Origin of the sequence: Vibrio sp. 16 (assembly GCF_963681195.1) — a bacterium.
Classification (GTDB): Bacteria; Pseudomonadota; Gammaproteobacteria; order Enterobacterales; family Vibrionaceae; genus Vibrio; species Vibrio sinaloensis_D.
In genome coordinates this window covers 15,927-32,453 of record NZ_OY808999.1, presented here as the reverse complement: position 1 = coordinate 32,453, position 16,527 = coordinate 15,927, and the positions used below count along the sequence as shown (strand labels likewise).

Below are 16,527 nucleotides of genomic sequence, written 5' to 3'. Positions count from 1 at the left end.
TGTCTTTGGGGTTGTTGTTTACCTTTTCCACTGTGTGTCCTTTTCTATCTTATCATCGTATAGGGCGTGATATTGCTTAGCCACCGTTTTGTTGTAGCCGAAAGAAAGCCCACGACACCAGTAGTCATTTTTGATCAATACTTTACAAATCCGTCTCCAGCTTGGCACTTGTTTTTTGGATTCGAGTTTGCTGTCAGCGTAATCTGGAATATGGGTTATCCCTTTTTTCTTGGCATTGTTCTTCCACCAAATTAGGAACTTGTAGATACGCTCACGGTAGTGTTTTTCGATATTGGGGGGCATCGTGCTGAGCAAGAATTTACAGTATTGTTTATAGGTGAACCCTGGGGGTAATTGAAATCGATAGTACCCCAAAATGTGTCCTTGCTGTTTACTGTAGCGAGCCCCGAAGTTACTGCCCTCCACACGAGACACGAGTTTTTGCCAAGTGTGAGGCTCTAATATTTGATAGAGCCACAAACCTTTACGTTGTTCGTCGCCGAAAGGCTGACAGAGTCGTTGCATCGACAATGGCACGCCAGCTTTATTCATCAAGTCGTAAATTCGGTTGTAGTCCCATCCAAATCGAGCGTTCGCAATCCAGATATCTCGAGTTTTCCAATCGTAGATCGGGTAGGCCATAAAGACATCGGGTTGCATCTTCGTCGTCCAATATTGCTCTTGAAACTTTTCTTTATAGGGGTTTTTTACAGTGTTAAATCGATGTAATGACTCGTCAGCTCTCAGCCCAATAAGGGCAGCGACTAAGCCTTGCTTTTGTTGCTGATACCAACGAGCAAAGTCGACCACAAAGTCTTCAAATTCCATACCCGGTGAGAAAAAAGGCAGGACTTTTGGATGGCTGATAACACTGGCATGGCATGGCAGTGGCTTGACCCAGTCTTGTTTTAGTTTAGGGTCCCAACATAGCCACTTCGGCTGAAACTGAGAGAGCGAATTTCGTAAGCTAATCGGTAAACAGACCCAGTAGGGGTTAATTTTACCCGTGGCGATCATTCGTATGATGAAGGTGCGGGTCTCTTCGTACTGAGCTTCAAAGTCGACAATGAGAACGTCTACAGGCAGTTGTTGCCTTCTTTCTGCTTCTTCAATAGTTAAATTGAGCAGCACCCCAGAATCTTTACCTCCAGAAAAAGAGACATAGACATGGTCGAAGTGATCGAACACAAAGCGAATCCTTGCTCGTGCTGCGTCTAAGACATTTTGCTGTAGTGGGATTTTTCTTCGGCTGACAGGCATAGTGGGGGTAACTTGCATGCAATCGAGCTCCCTTACGATAGAGATAAAAAAAAGAGAGGGTGTTACTGCCCAATAGTGTGTGTCGACAGATACCCTCTAACCGATAGAAGTTAGCAAATTTACAGGATGCTGCTAGGCAAGATACTGATTAATAGCGGAGGCCAGAGCTACTTCTTCAACATGCGTATACCATCAAGAAGTTCGCTTCGTGACCAAATATCATCATAGCAACGCAATGAAGGTAGCAAGGTAGCAGGAGGGGGAGGAAATTATTAATGATCAATTATAAATTAACAGTGATAAATTAATTTGGGGCATCTACCACCGAGTGTCATCTTATTATCCCAGAAACATGAACCGACCTAACAGCCAGTTCAATTTTCTTTGTTTGTTTTGACAGGCCTAGAAGGAAGTAACCGATGAAAAAGGTGATGCAAAATGCCAAGCGCTTTGCACAAGTGCTGTGCCACAACGGGGTAAGCGCTTACGTGGTTGATGATCAGTTTCCGATTGCTCAGCAGGTGATTATTCGGTGGAGCCACCCCGAGGGCGCTCACACGGCAAGTTATCGCTTGGCTAAAGTGGGAATTTTTGTCCAAGCGATTCCTTTGGTGGAGTCAGAGGGGCTGCATTTTTCACTACGTGGTATTACGCGTTTAGGGATCAGTGAAGCGGATCTAGACAAACTGGGTGCTACGGCTGCGAACGTGTTACTTGGCAGTGTTGACCTTGAGGAAGCACGATCTCAAGTCCGCTCCATTTCCTCTCGGCTTTCTTTATACCCTACCGAATTAAAAGCGTATGACATGGATTGCATTAATAAATAGTTATTTTTGCCATCTTACGTCTTCTTAATCTTAATACCTCTCTAATTCTAATTGGCAATGGATGTAAATAATTCATTATTAACTTTCCTTCACCTCGATTCTTCATAAAGAGTAAGAGACGAACCGACCTGTATCTACATATATATCGTCTAGACAAATGAGGAGTCAATCTATGAAAAGTAAGCCCGTCCCTAGTCACCCAAATCAGGGGAAGGTTGTCCCTCTTCTTCCCACTCAATCTCGCAGCATACCGCAAGACCCCGGCCAATCTTGTCAACACCTAAAAAACGATTGCCCAGCTTGCAATGCGTTGACGTATTTTCTCAACCGTTATCTTTGTGAAGATGAAGACGCACCAAATTATGCCCATCAGGTTGATGCGATCTGGCAATTGCACTTTACCAAGATGCAATTAGAGCGCCGCTTCGCGCAGCTTCCTTCTGAACCTCAACCAGAGGTGATGGAGTTGGTTCATACACTACAAAGTCAATTATCGGCACTGACGAAAAATGTCACCCAGCAGCAAGTAACGACCCCACTTTCCTTGTTATTGGCGGTATTAGCTAAAGAAACGGAGATGATGTTACTCAGACAGAAATCTCAGTGGTGGAGGGCGATGACCTGATGCTGTGGAGTTCTCGACTAGAACTTTAGTCACTTACTGCCTTTAAACTAATGTTCATAAATATCAATAATTTACCTATAAATATATTTAAATTATTAAATAGAATTAATTATGAATATTAATCTCTCCAAGTACCTAGCACATCGTTGAAGTGCTTAATATTTCTGCATTCAGGTTTTAATCTTAACAAAGAACGAAAGATATGATTCATAACGATAACGTAGTAATTCGATCAACGGCCATATTTTTTCTTGCCGTTGTTCAGTTTTTTCTCGTTGGTTGCCAAGAGACTGAGAAAGGAACATCAGGACAGGGGCAAGGTTCTGCGTCACTTCAGCTACAACCCGTTCTAGTTAATGTCTCAGACAATCAAGGATTTATAGATCTCACGCCATATATTTCCAGCGACTCAGAGAGAGAACTCGACTACAGGCTTGATGTGCTCGCCGTATCGGATTTAGACCAGGTTTGCTTGGTCAATAGTATTAACCGTCGTGGATTCTACTTCGTGAAACATCAAGATGTGTGTATCTATCAATATACCGTGACGGCGACAAATGCCGATGGTGACATCGTTCAACGCAAAAGCCAAGCTCGGGTCCTGACGAGCACGCAAGAGGAATTTGAGGTAACCCCGCTAAGTCATGAACTTGTCCGAGGTCTGCAAAGCGAGATGGTCTTACCAATCGAGCCAGGATTCGTGTTAGACAGCATCGTGTCGGTACAAGGAGGTGTTCAGGCCACGGCTCTCGCGAATGGCAACATTAATATTGATGCTTCTCTTGCCAGCCAGTCAGGTCTTGCCGTGATTGACTATAAGATTAGAACCGTTGATACCAGCGCTCAAGCCAATCGATTCAACCAAAGAATCAATAAACCCGCAATCCGACTAGGGCAAATCTATGTGACAGTACAAGACCCTGGTTATGTTAGCGTCGATGCTGGTAGCGGTCACTTACCGAAGGATGGCTCTCGAAAAGAATACTTTCTCGATGAAGAGGTTATTGTTGACGTCTCTTCGTTTGTTCAAGCTGGGACATTTGATTATCAATTGTTTGAAGTGAAGAGCTCCACTGCCAATGTTGAAGTGATATCAGGTAGTGATCAGAACAAATCTTTTCGTTTCTCCGCGTCGCAGCCAGGCCGGCATTATGTCTATTACATGGTATATGACAATACCACCTCAGGAGGGAGTGCTGGCGGATATTCCGGAAATGTACTGACGTTTGATGTCGCAATTCCAAGGTATTGGGAAAAGATCGTCTTGGACAACCACAGGGTATTCAGTGCACCAGAAACTTACGCGGAATCAGAGGGGTACAACTTTTCACTCTTTGGAATATCCATCGGCAAACATTATGACACCTCGGTAGAGAAAGACATGCTCACGATGTCACTCGAGGATGCCTCTACGTACTGCGATTTTTTTGGTCGGACACCACGTCTAGTTCATTTACAACAATTACTCGAAGGAGACTTGAACTTAGTGGAGAAAGCCGGTTGGCCTACCGACAAGCCTTACTTGTATTTAAAGGTTCCCGAGTTTACTTACCATGCGTTGGATATGAAAACAGGTCTAAAAACGGATGAAGTGAATGAAGTCTACTCTTCATGCGCCCAAACCGTTCTGTTTGAGTATGTAGGCTCAACGGAGGCCGTCGCCGATGGTAAAGATCAAGTGGTTTTGACTTTTAATGTGAAGGAAACCTATCCCTTTGGACAAACTAGAACCGCTAAGGGAGTACCTTTAAGCGCCAGTGTAAGAAATGGCAATGCGCAATTTTATGGCGGAGAACTGGGCAAAACCAAGTATTCAAACCACAAAGGGGAGCTCTCTTTCTATTTCACCAGTCAGATGGCGGGTGAGAGTACCATTTCCTTTGTGAATCACAATCTAGGCGGCAGGCCGAAAGATGTTGTGATCCGTTTCTCTGCCCCCTAATAAATAGGACCGTTTCGTTCGTGTAATGAGGCATCAAAAAGGAGGAAGTTACACACCACATAATCAATAAACAATGTTCGTTAGCTAGACAACCAATATTCACTTTACAAGGAATGATTCATGAAAACTCAATTCAATATGTCTTTATCGACGATCAGTGCCATGGGGGCACTGTTGTCACTGTTTATCGTACCCAGTGCGATGGCCAACATTGCCGCCACGTATCTACAGTGGTCAGCGACCATTCCAACGGCCTCTGTCGATAGCAGCTTCGAGATCAAAAGTGCCGAAAGTTACCCCTCACTGACCAGCGGTTCTTTGATGCTCAAATCATTGGGCAACGGCGACTATGAACTTGAAGGCTCGTCGGAGCTAGCTTTTAACGTGGTAAACAAAACCAACCAAGACGTCTCCGCCAGTTTTGATATCAAGCTGGCATTTATGGAGCCGATCTTAGCTGGTGTGAGGTTGAGCTCTGGACCCGAAATGAAGTTGGTACGTGTTTCCGATGGTGCAGAAATTACCTCAAACCCCGTGGCTCACACCAGTGATTTGGTCCGAATGAAGATTGAGCCAGGGGCAAACAATACGTTTAGTGCTTCATCAGGCGAGCTGTTCAGCGTTCGCACCTATGTTGAAGTCAGTAACATAGTGTAACCAATGAAAGCCGTCATTTTTTCGTTTACCGCTGCTTTGAGTACCAATGCTTTGGCTGCACCAACTGTGGTGCAGTTCTCCCCCTACGTCAATGTGTTTAAAACCACAAGTAGCAGTGAGTTATCGCTTATTATTCGTCATCAAGATGTGCATTTAGATTACGATTTTCAGAATGAGACCTTAACGTCGCTCTCTACATTAATGACCATTAAGGCCCCACTGGCATCAAGCTACGACCAATATACGTTGGAGCTGTCCGTGTCGGATAATCACTGTTACCAGCAAGCGTTGAAACAAACGATAAATGTGACGGCGTCACTTGATGGCGTACCTATTGCCTTAGGTACGTCATCAAGGTTTTCCTTTAACACGACCAACAACCAAGAGAAATGGCGCCCACATCAACTAAAAATAGCGTTTCCTAAATTGCCAAGAAGCGATGTTGAATGGGAATGCCGAGGATTTATTGGATTTACAGCGGAGTTAGTTGTATGAAACCCCATGCGTTGGCTGGAATTTCCTGTTGTTTATCCCTAATGGGGAGCCCCTATTGTGTCGCTGCTAACGATTATCCCTCTGGCTTTAGTGAATTTTTTATCGAGCGGGAAAAGAAAGTTGCTGTCTCATTGGGAGATATTCGTCAAGCTCAAACCATCTCAGCGCTGGCAAGCTACGAGCAAGTCAGAGTCAAAAAGGATGACCTAGGTTATCGAGCACTTCGACAGTTCCTCACACGTTATGATGTGAAAAGCCGTATTGTGGAAGATATCTTAACCGACTTAACTCAAGGAGTCGGGATTGATTCCGAGTGTAAGGGGCGCCTTGCGACTTGTCCCTTAGAAGTGGGAATGCAAGCCAAATACGTCTTTGACTATGACCGCTCTGTACTGCGAATTATTCTACCTATCGGCGCGTTGGATCGCTCTATCTCTGAGCACGACTTTGCCTCACCTTTTAATGAACACTATGGGCTCATTCACTGGATGAATCTTTACGCCAGTAGTGATTTCAAAGATCACCAGTATGCGACGATCTCTAACTCCTTGATCGCAGGTTTACCTTTAGGTTACCTGAACATCGACACGCAATACAGTGAGCAATACAATTTCGAACTCTATCAAGCGCTGTATACGGCAGAACTGCATGGAAACCACCGACTTCAGGTTGGGAAAAACCGTTACAGCGTCAATTTTAACGCGACTGACTATTTAAGTAACCACGCCGAGTTAAGTGGGCTTTCAGCCTATCTGGCGTCTAGCCGAAATTTGTACAAAAACAGTGTCAGTGACTACCAACGCATCGACTTTTTTGCCCCGCAAGCTGGACAACTTGAAGTTTACCGTGGCGAACAATTGCTGTTTAACAAGATCGTCAATCAAGGGGCCCAGCACATCAGTTACGCCGAACTCCCCAAAGGGACCTATCAACTGACGCTCACCCTGAATGTCTCTGGCAATGAGATCTTAAAAGAAACTCGACAAGTGGTGAATAACTCAACCTATTTTATAAACCCTGGGGAGTGGGATTATGCCGTTGGGGTCGGGCGCTGGGACGAAGATAAAGATCGGTCGAACCGCAACTATTATCGGACTCTCATGACCTACCGGTGGAACGATAACTGGTTTTTCAGTTCTGGTCTAACCGGCACATCGGAAGAGCAATACTATCAATTAGGCGCTCAATATTATTGGGGAGATCAGCACTCGTTCGACTATGCGTTAGGTGCGTTTTCAAAAGGGGGCCACTTTCAATATGGTCGCTTTTCTCTTGCGCCGCTGTTTATTGACTATCAGCAGTTAAAATTGCCATCCGATGCAAGTGAATTGAGTCAGACCTTATACGGCTCCGACTCGTACCGTGACATTGGGCTTGGCGTATCTGGCGTCTTTTTAGAGGGACATGGTTATCTACGAGTCGGTTTGTATGAAAATACGGGTGACAGTAACGTCGATACGCAACAACAGTTAATCTATGGCGGTTGGTCACGGCCTGCATTCGGCGGAGTATTTGACATTTCCGCGCAATATTCAAGACAGTCCGGCTTTGATGGTGACTATTCCGTGATGCTCTCTTGGTCCATGCCTTTAGGGGAAGACTATTCAGCCTCGTCTACTTTACAGGTTAACCAAGATGGGGATGTTCAAAACCAAAACCAGCTTCGAGTCACTCAAAGTGGTGATAATTGGTCTAGTTATGGTGCATTAGGTGTTACCACGAATGGCACAGATAGCATAAGCAGTGATCTGACCGCCTCCGCATCAGGGAAAACCCAATGGGCAAAAGGAAGCAGCTATCTGTACCTCAATGATCAAGGCGATAAAACGCTCTCATTCGGTGTGTCAGGAACCCAAGCGTTCGGTCAACAAGGAGTGATGTTTTCGCCCGAGCGAGGTCAAGCTTTTATGCAGGTTGATAAAAAGATTGCCCAGACGGAAGCTGATACGAAATCGGATTCCATGCCCCTTAAGTCTTACATCAGCTACTCTGAACGCCTAGCCAAGCGATTTTCGTTAGTCGAACAACGGGTGGTCCCCTTAACCGATTACCAGACACTCCAGCTGAAAGTGGACGAGTCCGGCTTCCCCGTTGTGTTGGATAACAATGAATTTGAGGCATTCGTTTATCCAGGTTCGGTGCTTTACTTTTCTCCCACCGTCACCTATTTGGAAAGCTCATTGCTCATTCTTGATAACTTAGAAGGCCACGCAATCTTGGATGCCCAATGTCAAGGCAGCGGCTGCATCAATATTGAGCCCGTCGCCGGTGATGGTGTATTTCGGGTCAGCCATCTAAAAGGGCGGCCATTTAATGTGGTCTCTAAACAAGGGCTCTGCGTCTTTGACAAAGCGCCAAACGAACATGCCGCAAAAGGGTATTGCTTACCGGGGTTAGAGTGGTTGAGCGATAAGGAAAACCTCAACGAACAGCGCACGTTGGATAACTTAACGCTCCTAAATAACCGCATCGATGAATGGTTATTCGTCGGTAAGTTCTCTCAGCAACGCGGTCTGGCACTGCTCAAGCAGCTAAAGCACCAACCCGATGTGTTTGAATATAAGACGGTCGGAGAATCACTCTATTTATACGTCAAAAACCCTCAACAACTTAGTCAAGCTCAAAAAGAGACCTTGGCAGAGTATCCCCTCTTTGTTCTGGACAAAGACTATTCCTTGGATCTGAGCGTGTTGAACTCAGTGTTACCTTATAACCATAAAGTGAAGAACGATGAAGATAGTTAAGTATCTATGCGTGATGTTCTGCATCACATTAGGTTCGCAGGCACTCGCAATGCAAATCAACTCGATGTTTTTAGTTGCTGAAAAAGATGGCAGCGGGGTTTATACCATCAAAAATACCAGTAAATATCGAATCTTCGTCAATACGTCGATTTCCGCGATTAACATCATTGATGGCGAAATCGACTATACCGTGTACAACCGAAACAACCTCAGTGACTGGAGCATCAACCTAAGACCTGCGCGAGCGATCATTGAGCCCGGATTTGAAAAAGATTTTCGTGTCACTCGCCAGTGTCAAGCACCTTGCCAATCAACCCAAGATGAAGTGTTTAAAATCTCTTTTACGCCGGCGCCTTATTTTGAAGAAGATGAGCAACCGGAAAAAAATATTCAGATGGTGATCGGATTTGGCTCTATTTACCTTATCCCAGGCAAACCGGATGGGATCAATTTTAGCGCTAAATACGACGGGGAACACCTTGAGATGAGCAACCACCAAAGCACCTTCGTCAATGTGACCGCCTCTGCATGCGAAACCGAAGATCTCAAGCCAGAGTGCTCGCAAAAGTTCCAAGTGCTTGCGGGACGGACCATTAGCGTCAGTCTTGCCAAGTTTCTCGTCAATAGAAAGCTGGATGTCACGGTCACTACTGTCAACGGCAAACATACTAGCAACTATTCACTTTCTCCAGGGGAGAGGATTCAATGAGCAAGTTCGCCGGATTGTTGCTCACGCTACTTGTGAGCTTGCCAAGCGCCGCACAAGTGCAAGTTAAAGGGCGTCTTCAAGGGGACCAATTCCAATGGTTCAGCGCTATAGAGGTCCCTCAACACGGTGGCAGTTTGAAACCCGGCCATGGCAATCTTGCTCCAGCGATCAGCTCCACGAAAAAATGGAAACCCGGATCGATAACTCAAGCCCCGAACACCTTACAACTGAGTAGTACAAACCATAGCGTCATAATTCCGATATCCGTTATCGGGATTGAATACCAAGTCGCCACTCAAGCCCCGAACCAACAGGGCCAAGTCACTAATTCGTGCACTAACGATTGGTTTGATGGACAAATGATCCGGCTATGGGGGAAAAATTGCCAAGCTTCGACCGTGTTCAGCATGAGCCAAAACATCAATCCATTTTCGTCAGTTCGCCCCCTATTTACGCTCGATACGGAAGGGATCAAAAACGCTTTAGCAAACAAACCCAGCGGTGAATATAAAGGGCTACTAACCTACCACTACAATTATTGGTGGCTGAACCGCTCAGATGTTTGGACTTCGACCAATGATGCTCAAAACGTTATGTTTGTCATTGATCATCAGGCGCCAGAGGTCACCAAAGTCACCGTATCCAACCACGACCAGCTGCAAACGCATTACGACAGACTGAATGACACCATCAACCTGTCCGGAGAGACGCATTATCAAGTTGTGGCAGAAGGGCAGCTCTTAACCAACTTACAGATCACTCTGCAGGGGCGAGCTCACCAATATCAACTCAAGGGACCAAATAGTGCCGCCATTCCTTACTCCATCGCTTGTCCTGAGTGCGAGATAACTGAACTGGTGGGCAATGGTCAACTGCTTCAAGCTCAAACACGCATCTCAGGCCATCAAGAGGCCACTCAAATCCCGTTCACCATACGCGTCTACTTTGACAACACTGACATAAAAAAATTAGAAAGAGGGCGATACAGCGATGTCTTTTCGTTGTTAGTTTCTCCGGAGCTTTGATATGAAGAACCTCGTCATGACAGCGATTCTACTCGCTTTGATTTTTTCTCATTCGCTGGCATGGTCAGCGGAAGAGACGAAAACGAAATTTGGCGCGGGCATCATATTGGATGAAAGCGACAACCATTATCTCGACACACTGGCTCTTGTCGCCTTCGAGTTTCCCGTGTACAACGAAACCGTGTCGGTTGGGTTTGGATACAGTCATATCCAGACCAAACAAGAACGCTCTGGAGGGCTTGAAGCGTATGCTAGGGCACACTACGCCATGACGCCCTCTTCTGAAATCTTTGCCGATCTCGGAGTAAGGAAAAGCGTTAAACATGGTTTTCTGGGAGCAGGACTGAACTACCAAGTGTCGAACTCTTGGACTATCGAGGTGGGGTACCGTTATTTTAATGAACCACTCCGCCTAGAGAGTCACGACCGTTACGCCATGTATGGCGCCTTAAGTTACCGCTTCGGTCGTTCACATAGAAACGAGAGCCCCCCCTCTCCATCTCTTCCTATTCTTCCTATTCTTCCGGACATTGTTGAAAACATTAGAAACGTGAACACTTGTCAGAACCAAGCCCCTTGCACTAAAACGTTACAGCACGACAAACAACGAGCTCAAGACTCGGTCTACATAATACAGCCGGGAGATTGGCTGTTGCGTATTGCAAGTGAACAATGCTCTACGTTGCCGAAAATCCTCTCCAACAACCCTTGGTTAAAAACACGTGAGGCTTACGTCATCTACCCTGGGGAAAAGCTGATCATCACCTTTACGTCACAAGCCTGTCTGGAGCAATGAGACACCCGCTAGCACACGACACGCTCTTTACCTGGGAGAGTACTTTATACACTCATATTGCGGAGCAAAATACGATTTATCAAAAGAAGCTGTGGGGGAGTAGTTATCTCTCTCCTTTCATTAATTACCCTTTAATTATTTCTTTTTTTCTCTCTTTAATCTTAATTTTATCGATGAAGATGCGAAGAAGAAGTACCACTTACACTTTAAAAGCATGGAAACATGGAAATAGTAAAGGAGAAACAAAATGGGGAAAAAACGTTCTGAGATCAACTCACCCAATGATCCTACTTGTCAAGGCATCGAATTCAACCTATCGGCGAAGATGAAAGTGTCAAAAGAGTGGGAATTCTTCGATTTCTTATTTCAATAAGCCTTAACTTCTTTGGATTTGGAGTCGTCTATGACACTTCCCCCCGCAGAACGTGAGCTATCTCATCAACAGGCTTTAGAAAACCTTAAGCAGTGGTTGGCTAAACAAAACATCCAAGCCTCACTTCGCACGTCAGACGATAAACAAGTCGCGCACGTCCAGTTTACAACGTCAGCAGGCCGTCCTTTGGCCCTCGGCTCTGGGAAAGGGTCGGGGGCCATTGTCGGCGCCTATTTTGAAGCCTTGGAACACATGATGTTGGAGCACCATTACCGCTCATCTCATACTGAGCTGCTGCCTTTAACAACTTGGCGAGATTCGAAGCAGTGCCATCAACACTGCCTATTTAGCCAAGCGCTGCAAGAATATCAAGATGAGTTAGTGACCTTTCATGGTTATCGCTCTCTCTATTCTCAACAGCGTTACCTCATACCTGAAGTGCTCATTAATCCTTTTCATGTTCAACCGTTACTTCGCCAAGAAGCGTTCTTTTTCCTCCAACGGTATACGTCAAACAGTGGCTGGGCCTCGGGCTCAACGTTTGAAGAAGCGGTGTTACATGGCGCAAATGAACAGATAGAGCGCCACTATCTGAGTGAGATGTACAAACAATACATCGGCTTTAAGGAGTACACAGGGGAGTTCCTATCCGTCGTGCCTCCCACCGATCTCGTGCAAAAATACCGCCCCTACTTTGATGAGATTGAAAAACTCAACGTGGTATTGTGCAAAACGCAATTTGGCTCCTATTTTTGTGCGTGCATTCTCCCGTCCGCAGTTAGCCCAATGGCCTCACGAGCATCGGGGGTGTCGTATTCTCAGTATCATGCGATAGAGCGTGCCATGTCTGAGCTGGCCCAGTGCCTAGAGAACTACGATGGCCAAGCACTTAAACAGGATATTAATGCCGCAGATTTCCTCAACTCGTATGAAAAACTGTCACCCTTAACCGTGCTGTCTGAGCTAGACCGACTGCCCTGCCTTGATCTTTCTCAGTTACCCCCCGACAACGCCCCCTTTAATCACCATTACGAGGCCTTGAACCACGGCATTCAAACTCAGGGTTACGACCTCCTGGTGCACACCGCGTTTCATCAAGATGATATCTGGCTGACCTCGACCTACATCCCCGGCCTTGAGCGATTTAATATTATTGATAAGGGGATCTGGGTCGTGCCGTTAGGAACGAAATGATGCCCACCCCTCTTAAGTACTTAGGGCTTTTTCTGGTACTGTTACTGCTCAAAGTGAACTTGGCTATCCCCTCTTATTTGATTGGTCAGGTCATCAATCACGCATCTCAATCCACCTCATTTGATGGGGCAGAACCTTTACTTATGTATTTACTGCTTTCCACGTTAGCAGTCATCAGCCTCTCGCCTTTTTTTACCTATTTTTTCGAGCAAGCGGTACAGGTGAATGTGGAGCTCAAATCAAAAGCCCTATTCCATCAGCTTCTTGCTAAGCCTTTCAACCAACTCAAACAATTAGAGATAGGTGCCCTCGCCAGCAAGTTTGAACGCGGAATTGGTTCTTATGAGCAGTTTATCAACCTAAGCGTCTCACGCGGTTTGCCCTTAGCCATTGAGTCGTTGGTCTTCGCCGGTGCTTTGATCCTATTCACTGGATGGCGCACGCTTTTCGTTGTGCTTTTGATTCTCTGTGCGTCGACGTTGCTCAATACTGCCATTATTCAACGAAGGCGCCCTCAAATAGCCGCAGTTAACCAGGCTGAAGATGAAATATTGGATCAAACTGTCGCCGTATTTTCGGGCATTCGCACCATCCAAGCGAATCAAGTTGAACGATTTTTTGAACATCGCTTGGCGCCCTTTTTTACACGCTACCGACAAGCGACCGTTTCCCTTGCCGTCAGTCGTAGCCTGTTTGATGGCGTCTCAGTCGCTACCCTGAGTCTCATCTCGCTGGCGATCATGACGCTGTTTGTGCTCTATCTCATCCCAGCCGAGCAAGCGGATGCCGGTGAACTGGTCACTGCGTTGTTACTGTCTGCCAGTATGACTCGAGCCTTCTCTGGTTTATTGGACGTCTATCGGTTGGTCGATCAAAGCCGAGAAGATTTTTCCGCCCTTAAGTACATCCTTGAGAATCACACAACACAGTCGCAACCGAGCCCTCGGCTCGCGCAAATATTGTCTGCACTGGAACACCCTACCGATCGCACCATTGCCGTCGTCGGTCAAAGCGGTTTGGGAAAAACGGTGCTACTGGACAGTCTCTCGGGATTGCTGACTCCCGATCGGGTTACCTCTTTCTCAACGGGGTACCTTGAGCAGACTAATTTTATTTTCTCGGGTTCCGTTTATGACAACCTGACCCTTGGGAAAGCAATCGAACGGGATTGGTTAGAGCGCCAACTCGATAGCGTTGGACTTGCCTCTCGCCTGAGCCTTGAGACAAAGTTACAGGGGAATGGCGAGAATTTAAGTGGTGGTGAGAAGCGACGGCTATGTTTTCTCAGAGCCTATATTCACAACCCTGATTTACTTCTGTTGGATGAGCCGACCGCAGGTTTAGACAAGGCGAGCGCAAACGCGTTGTGGGCGATGATCTTTCGCTGCTTACCGCCACACACAAAAATGGTCGCCGTCACCCACGATGAGAGCCACCTTGAGCATTTTGATGTGGTGATTCGGTTAGATTGATATACGCATCCGGTGAAATAAAGCGAATAATGACCTTTAAAAGTGGGGGTTACGCTGCTGCCAACTCGAACGCATATGCTCAGCTGTAAACTGGGTTTGGTGATGAAACGAGAAACCCAGCTGAGGATGACTGAGCGCCAACGCTACCGCACTTAGCGAGCACATCTCAATATCAAGCACCTCATAACAAAGCGACAGCATGGTCTCTAAAATCATCGACGGGCCTGTGAGAAAAAGCGTTACATGATTCTCCGTTTTTAGGTGATCTCTTCTGTAATCATTGAATCGCAGCCAATACTCATCGTTTGTCTGTCCTTGCGATAGTCGCTCACCAAACACAATGCCATTCTGCTCTATAAAGGTATATCGTTTCATCATGGTGCGTAAAACGATTCTCACCGCTTTCGAGTGCTTATGTGCGATAAGCACATTGTTGTTAAACTCCCCACCTGCATGCTTTGCTGCCGATAAACATAAGCCATGCGCATAAACGCTAGGTAAAGAGAAATCAGGCAATATTTGCTCAGACTTTAATCCCTCTATGTCAGTCAACAAGCTCTGTAAGAACTGCGGCTGATCTGAGAAAAAGGTACGCATCACGTCATCTAAAAGCGCAAGGCCTTGACGAGGCCTTCCCCATTTCAGGAGCTGCTTTTTCCTTAGTAAGTCCAAGATGATTTCAGATTTCACTACCTGTGACATATTTCGCTTAACCAAATGGGGATAGTGCTGATTGGTACGTTTGAAACAATGTTCAAAGCAAGGCAGTGTATCAAAGTCTACGTACATGCCTCCTTGGTGATACAAAATCAGTAGCCTGACAATATCACTTGCGGCAGCCAAATTGTGCCTTAGAATCAGTTCATATTGATAATACTGCTCAAAGCTGCGCGCATTCATGTTAAAGACACCACTGAGTGCAGCAATGTCGACCAGTTTCGTATGTTGAGCGATGAATTGATAACGTTTTTTAATCGAAGCCAACTGAACTTCTAGCTCCAAAGCCAAACCGGGCTCATAGCGCCGTACATAACGAATAAAAAAGTCATCAAAATTGGACTCGCCACTTTCAAGAAACCTTTTCAGGCAGTGGTTTTGTTGCGTGATCCATTGTTGGCTATCGAAATGGCCTCCGAACAACTGCTCAAAGGTTGGCTTTATTTCACCGGCTAACAAGTAACGACTATCATAATAGATCGATGTCTTTCCACTGCAAACTCGTTGCCAAACCTCATAATATTCTAACTGGCGATAACCTAGGCATCCTATCCAGACAAAGAAAACGTCGACGACTTTTTCTTTCGCTGTCACCAAAGACGTTGGCTGCCAGAACATCTTTAGATGAAAAGCGAGAGCTAAAGCCTCTTCATCTTGCTCTAAAATCATATCTAACAACTGAATATACTGCGCTAAAGAATTGAGGGTTAACACACCATGATTTTCAAGCAATTGCGATAACCGAGAACAGACCGCGGCTTTATCTCGAAGTGCCGAGGATTCAATGAGCCCCATGAGCTCCTCTCGAGCAAGTACGCTATCGAGAGCAGGACCAAGTATCATACATTTCACGAAATATTAGTGAGTTTGGTTGAATATCAGAATACGTAAGGCTCAATAGCCTTGTCCCTTTATAAGATTTTTTCACATTCTTCGCGTAAAACTTTTCTATTTTTGCTAAAAAAGAATGACTGAATTTGTTTTTTGCTAACACCTCAAAAGGTTCATATTTAACAAGTAATCGCTTGTTATCGTACTCCCAATATCCCTTTGCTTGGAAACTAAATTGGGCATTTTGATCTTCTCTCGGCAAATAATAAGTAAACTCACCGATGGAAGACATTGTCCCATCTGATTGAAATTGAAAGTACTCATCCAATACTTTGTCGCCAATAAATAGATTGGTATAACGACAATGCCAAGCGCCTGGTAAAATTTGACTAAGACGACTCGTCGTGACGTTCATTAATGCATATGTGTTAGACGCATCGACCTGAGTAGAGAAAATGACCAATAGCGACAAAAGTGCCAACTTGCTCATCATATGAGTCCCCTATTTATTATTCTATCAAATGCAGCTTGACGGGAAAGCAATGATTCTGCACAGACTCTTCCTGTGCAGAATCATTAAGGTTTAACCCCTGGAGTTACACCCACCGCTCCAATCTTTGTCTTTAGGTTTATTGCCTTTACCCGTCATTGCTTCGTGGAGTTTTTTCGGTTTCGATTTACATCCATCGTATCCTTTACCACCAACGACCATTTCAAGCTCAGCATCTGTCAGAGATGGAACTTGCTGACATATTACTCTCTTCATTTGAGACTCCCTTAATCGACTCTCTATTAACTAATGCTATATAGTTAATAATTAACAAAAAATCTGGAACAGGCAGGGAGAGATTAAGCCAAAC

Annotated in this window: 16 protein-coding genes; 12 read left to right on the top strand and 4 right to left on the bottom strand. The window is 45.5% G+C overall.

The window, feature by feature from the left end; all coding sequences use genetic code 11:
- Window positions 1–18 precede the first annotated feature (18 nt).
- A complete protein-coding gene (locus U9J37_RS21280; RefSeq protein ID WP_198135512.1) occupies window positions 19–1,278 on the bottom strand; it encodes a DUF3440 domain-containing protein in 1,260 nt (419 codons plus the stop codon).
- Between the two features lie 401 nt (window positions 1,279–1,679).
- Between U9J37_RS21280 and U9J37_RS21275 the strand changes: the two genes are divergently transcribed.
- From U9J37_RS21275 to U9J37_RS21220, 12 genes are all read left to right on the top strand, one after another.
- Window positions 1,680–2,087, top strand: a complete 408-nt coding sequence (locus U9J37_RS21275) for a hypothetical protein (protein ID WP_005475451.1) — start codon at window positions 1,680–1,682, stop codon at window positions 2,085–2,087.
- A 172-nt stretch (window positions 2,088–2,259) separates the two neighbouring features.
- Window positions 2,260–2,712, top strand: a complete 453-nt coding sequence (locus U9J37_RS21270; RefSeq protein ID WP_005475382.1) for a hypothetical protein — start codon at window positions 2,260–2,262, stop codon at window positions 2,710–2,712.
- Between the two features lie 202 nt (window positions 2,713–2,914).
- Window positions 2,915–4,654, top strand: a complete 1,740-nt coding sequence (locus U9J37_RS21265; RefSeq protein ID WP_005475395.1) for a hypothetical protein — start codon at window positions 2,915–2,917, stop codon at window positions 4,652–4,654.
- Between the two features lie 120 nt (window positions 4,655–4,774).
- Window positions 4,775–5,311 carry a hypothetical protein gene (locus tag U9J37_RS21260; RefSeq protein WP_005475443.1) on the top strand — a complete coding sequence of 179 codons (537 nt, stop codon included), beginning with the start codon at window positions 4,775–4,777 and terminating at the stop codon, window positions 5,309–5,311.
- 3 nt (window positions 5,312–5,314) lie between these two features.
- Window positions 5,315–5,806, top strand: a complete 492-nt coding sequence (locus U9J37_RS21255; protein ID WP_005475458.1) for a hypothetical protein — start codon at window positions 5,315–5,317, stop codon at window positions 5,804–5,806.
- Window positions 5,803–8,550: a TcfC E-set like domain-containing protein gene (locus U9J37_RS21250; protein WP_157607877.1), complete on the top strand. Its 2,748-nt coding sequence runs from the start codon at window positions 5,803–5,805 to the stop codon at window positions 8,548–8,550. The genes U9J37_RS21255 and U9J37_RS21250 overlap by 4 nt, the downstream gene beginning before the upstream one ends.
- On the top strand, window positions 8,537–9,259 hold the full coding sequence (locus U9J37_RS21245) for a hypothetical protein (RefSeq protein WP_157607873.1): 723 nt from the start codon (window positions 8,537–8,539) through the stop codon (window positions 9,257–9,259). The genes U9J37_RS21250 and U9J37_RS21245 overlap by 14 nt, the downstream gene beginning before the upstream one ends.
- Complete coding sequence (locus U9J37_RS21240) at window positions 9,256–10,284, top strand: hypothetical protein (RefSeq protein WP_005475450.1); 1,029 nt, start codon at window positions 9,256–9,258, stop codon at window positions 10,282–10,284. Before U9J37_RS21245 ends, U9J37_RS21240 begins: the two co-directional genes overlap by 4 nt.
- A 1-nt stretch (window position 10,285) precedes the next feature.
- Complete coding sequence (locus U9J37_RS21235; RefSeq protein ID WP_005475406.1) at window positions 10,286–11,080, top strand: hypothetical protein; 795 nt, start codon at window positions 10,286–10,288, stop codon at window positions 11,078–11,080.
- Window positions 11,081–11,327: 247 nt separating this feature from the next.
- Window positions 11,328–11,453, top strand: coding sequence for a hypothetical protein (locus U9J37_RS21230; protein ID WP_005475456.1), 126 nt, complete (start codon window positions 11,328–11,330; stop codon window positions 11,451–11,453).
- Between the two features lie 30 nt (window positions 11,454–11,483).
- Window positions 11,484–12,647, top strand: a complete 1,164-nt coding sequence (locus U9J37_RS21225) for a YcaO-like family protein (protein ID WP_005475377.1) — start codon at window positions 11,484–11,486, stop codon at window positions 12,645–12,647.
- Entirely contained in the window at window positions 12,644–14,119 is a 1,476-nt protein-coding gene (locus U9J37_RS21220) for an ATP-binding cassette domain-containing protein (protein WP_005475449.1), read from the top strand. Before U9J37_RS21225 ends, U9J37_RS21220 begins: the two co-directional genes overlap by 4 nt.
- 36 nt (window positions 14,120–14,155) lie before the next feature.
- Here the strand turns inward: U9J37_RS21220 and U9J37_RS21215 are convergent, their stop codons facing one another.
- The 3 genes from U9J37_RS21215 to U9J37_RS21205 form a co-directional block, all read right to left on the bottom strand.
- Window positions 14,156–15,679 carry a TcdA/TcdB catalytic glycosyltransferase domain-containing protein gene (locus U9J37_RS21215; RefSeq protein WP_005475429.1) on the bottom strand — a complete coding sequence of 508 codons (1,524 nt, stop codon included), beginning with the start codon at window positions 15,677–15,679 and terminating at the stop codon, window positions 14,156–14,158.
- On the bottom strand, window positions 15,654–16,160 hold the full coding sequence (locus U9J37_RS21210) for a hypothetical protein (protein WP_043887305.1): 507 nt from the start codon (window positions 16,158–16,160) through the stop codon (window positions 15,654–15,656). The genes U9J37_RS21215 and U9J37_RS21210 overlap by 26 nt, the downstream gene beginning before the upstream one ends.
- 90 nt (window positions 16,161–16,250) lie before the next feature.
- Complete coding sequence (locus tag U9J37_RS21205) at window positions 16,251–16,433, bottom strand: hypothetical protein (RefSeq protein WP_043887306.1); 183 nt, start codon at window positions 16,431–16,433, stop codon at window positions 16,251–16,253.
- Window positions 16,434–16,527: the final 94 nt, after the last annotated feature.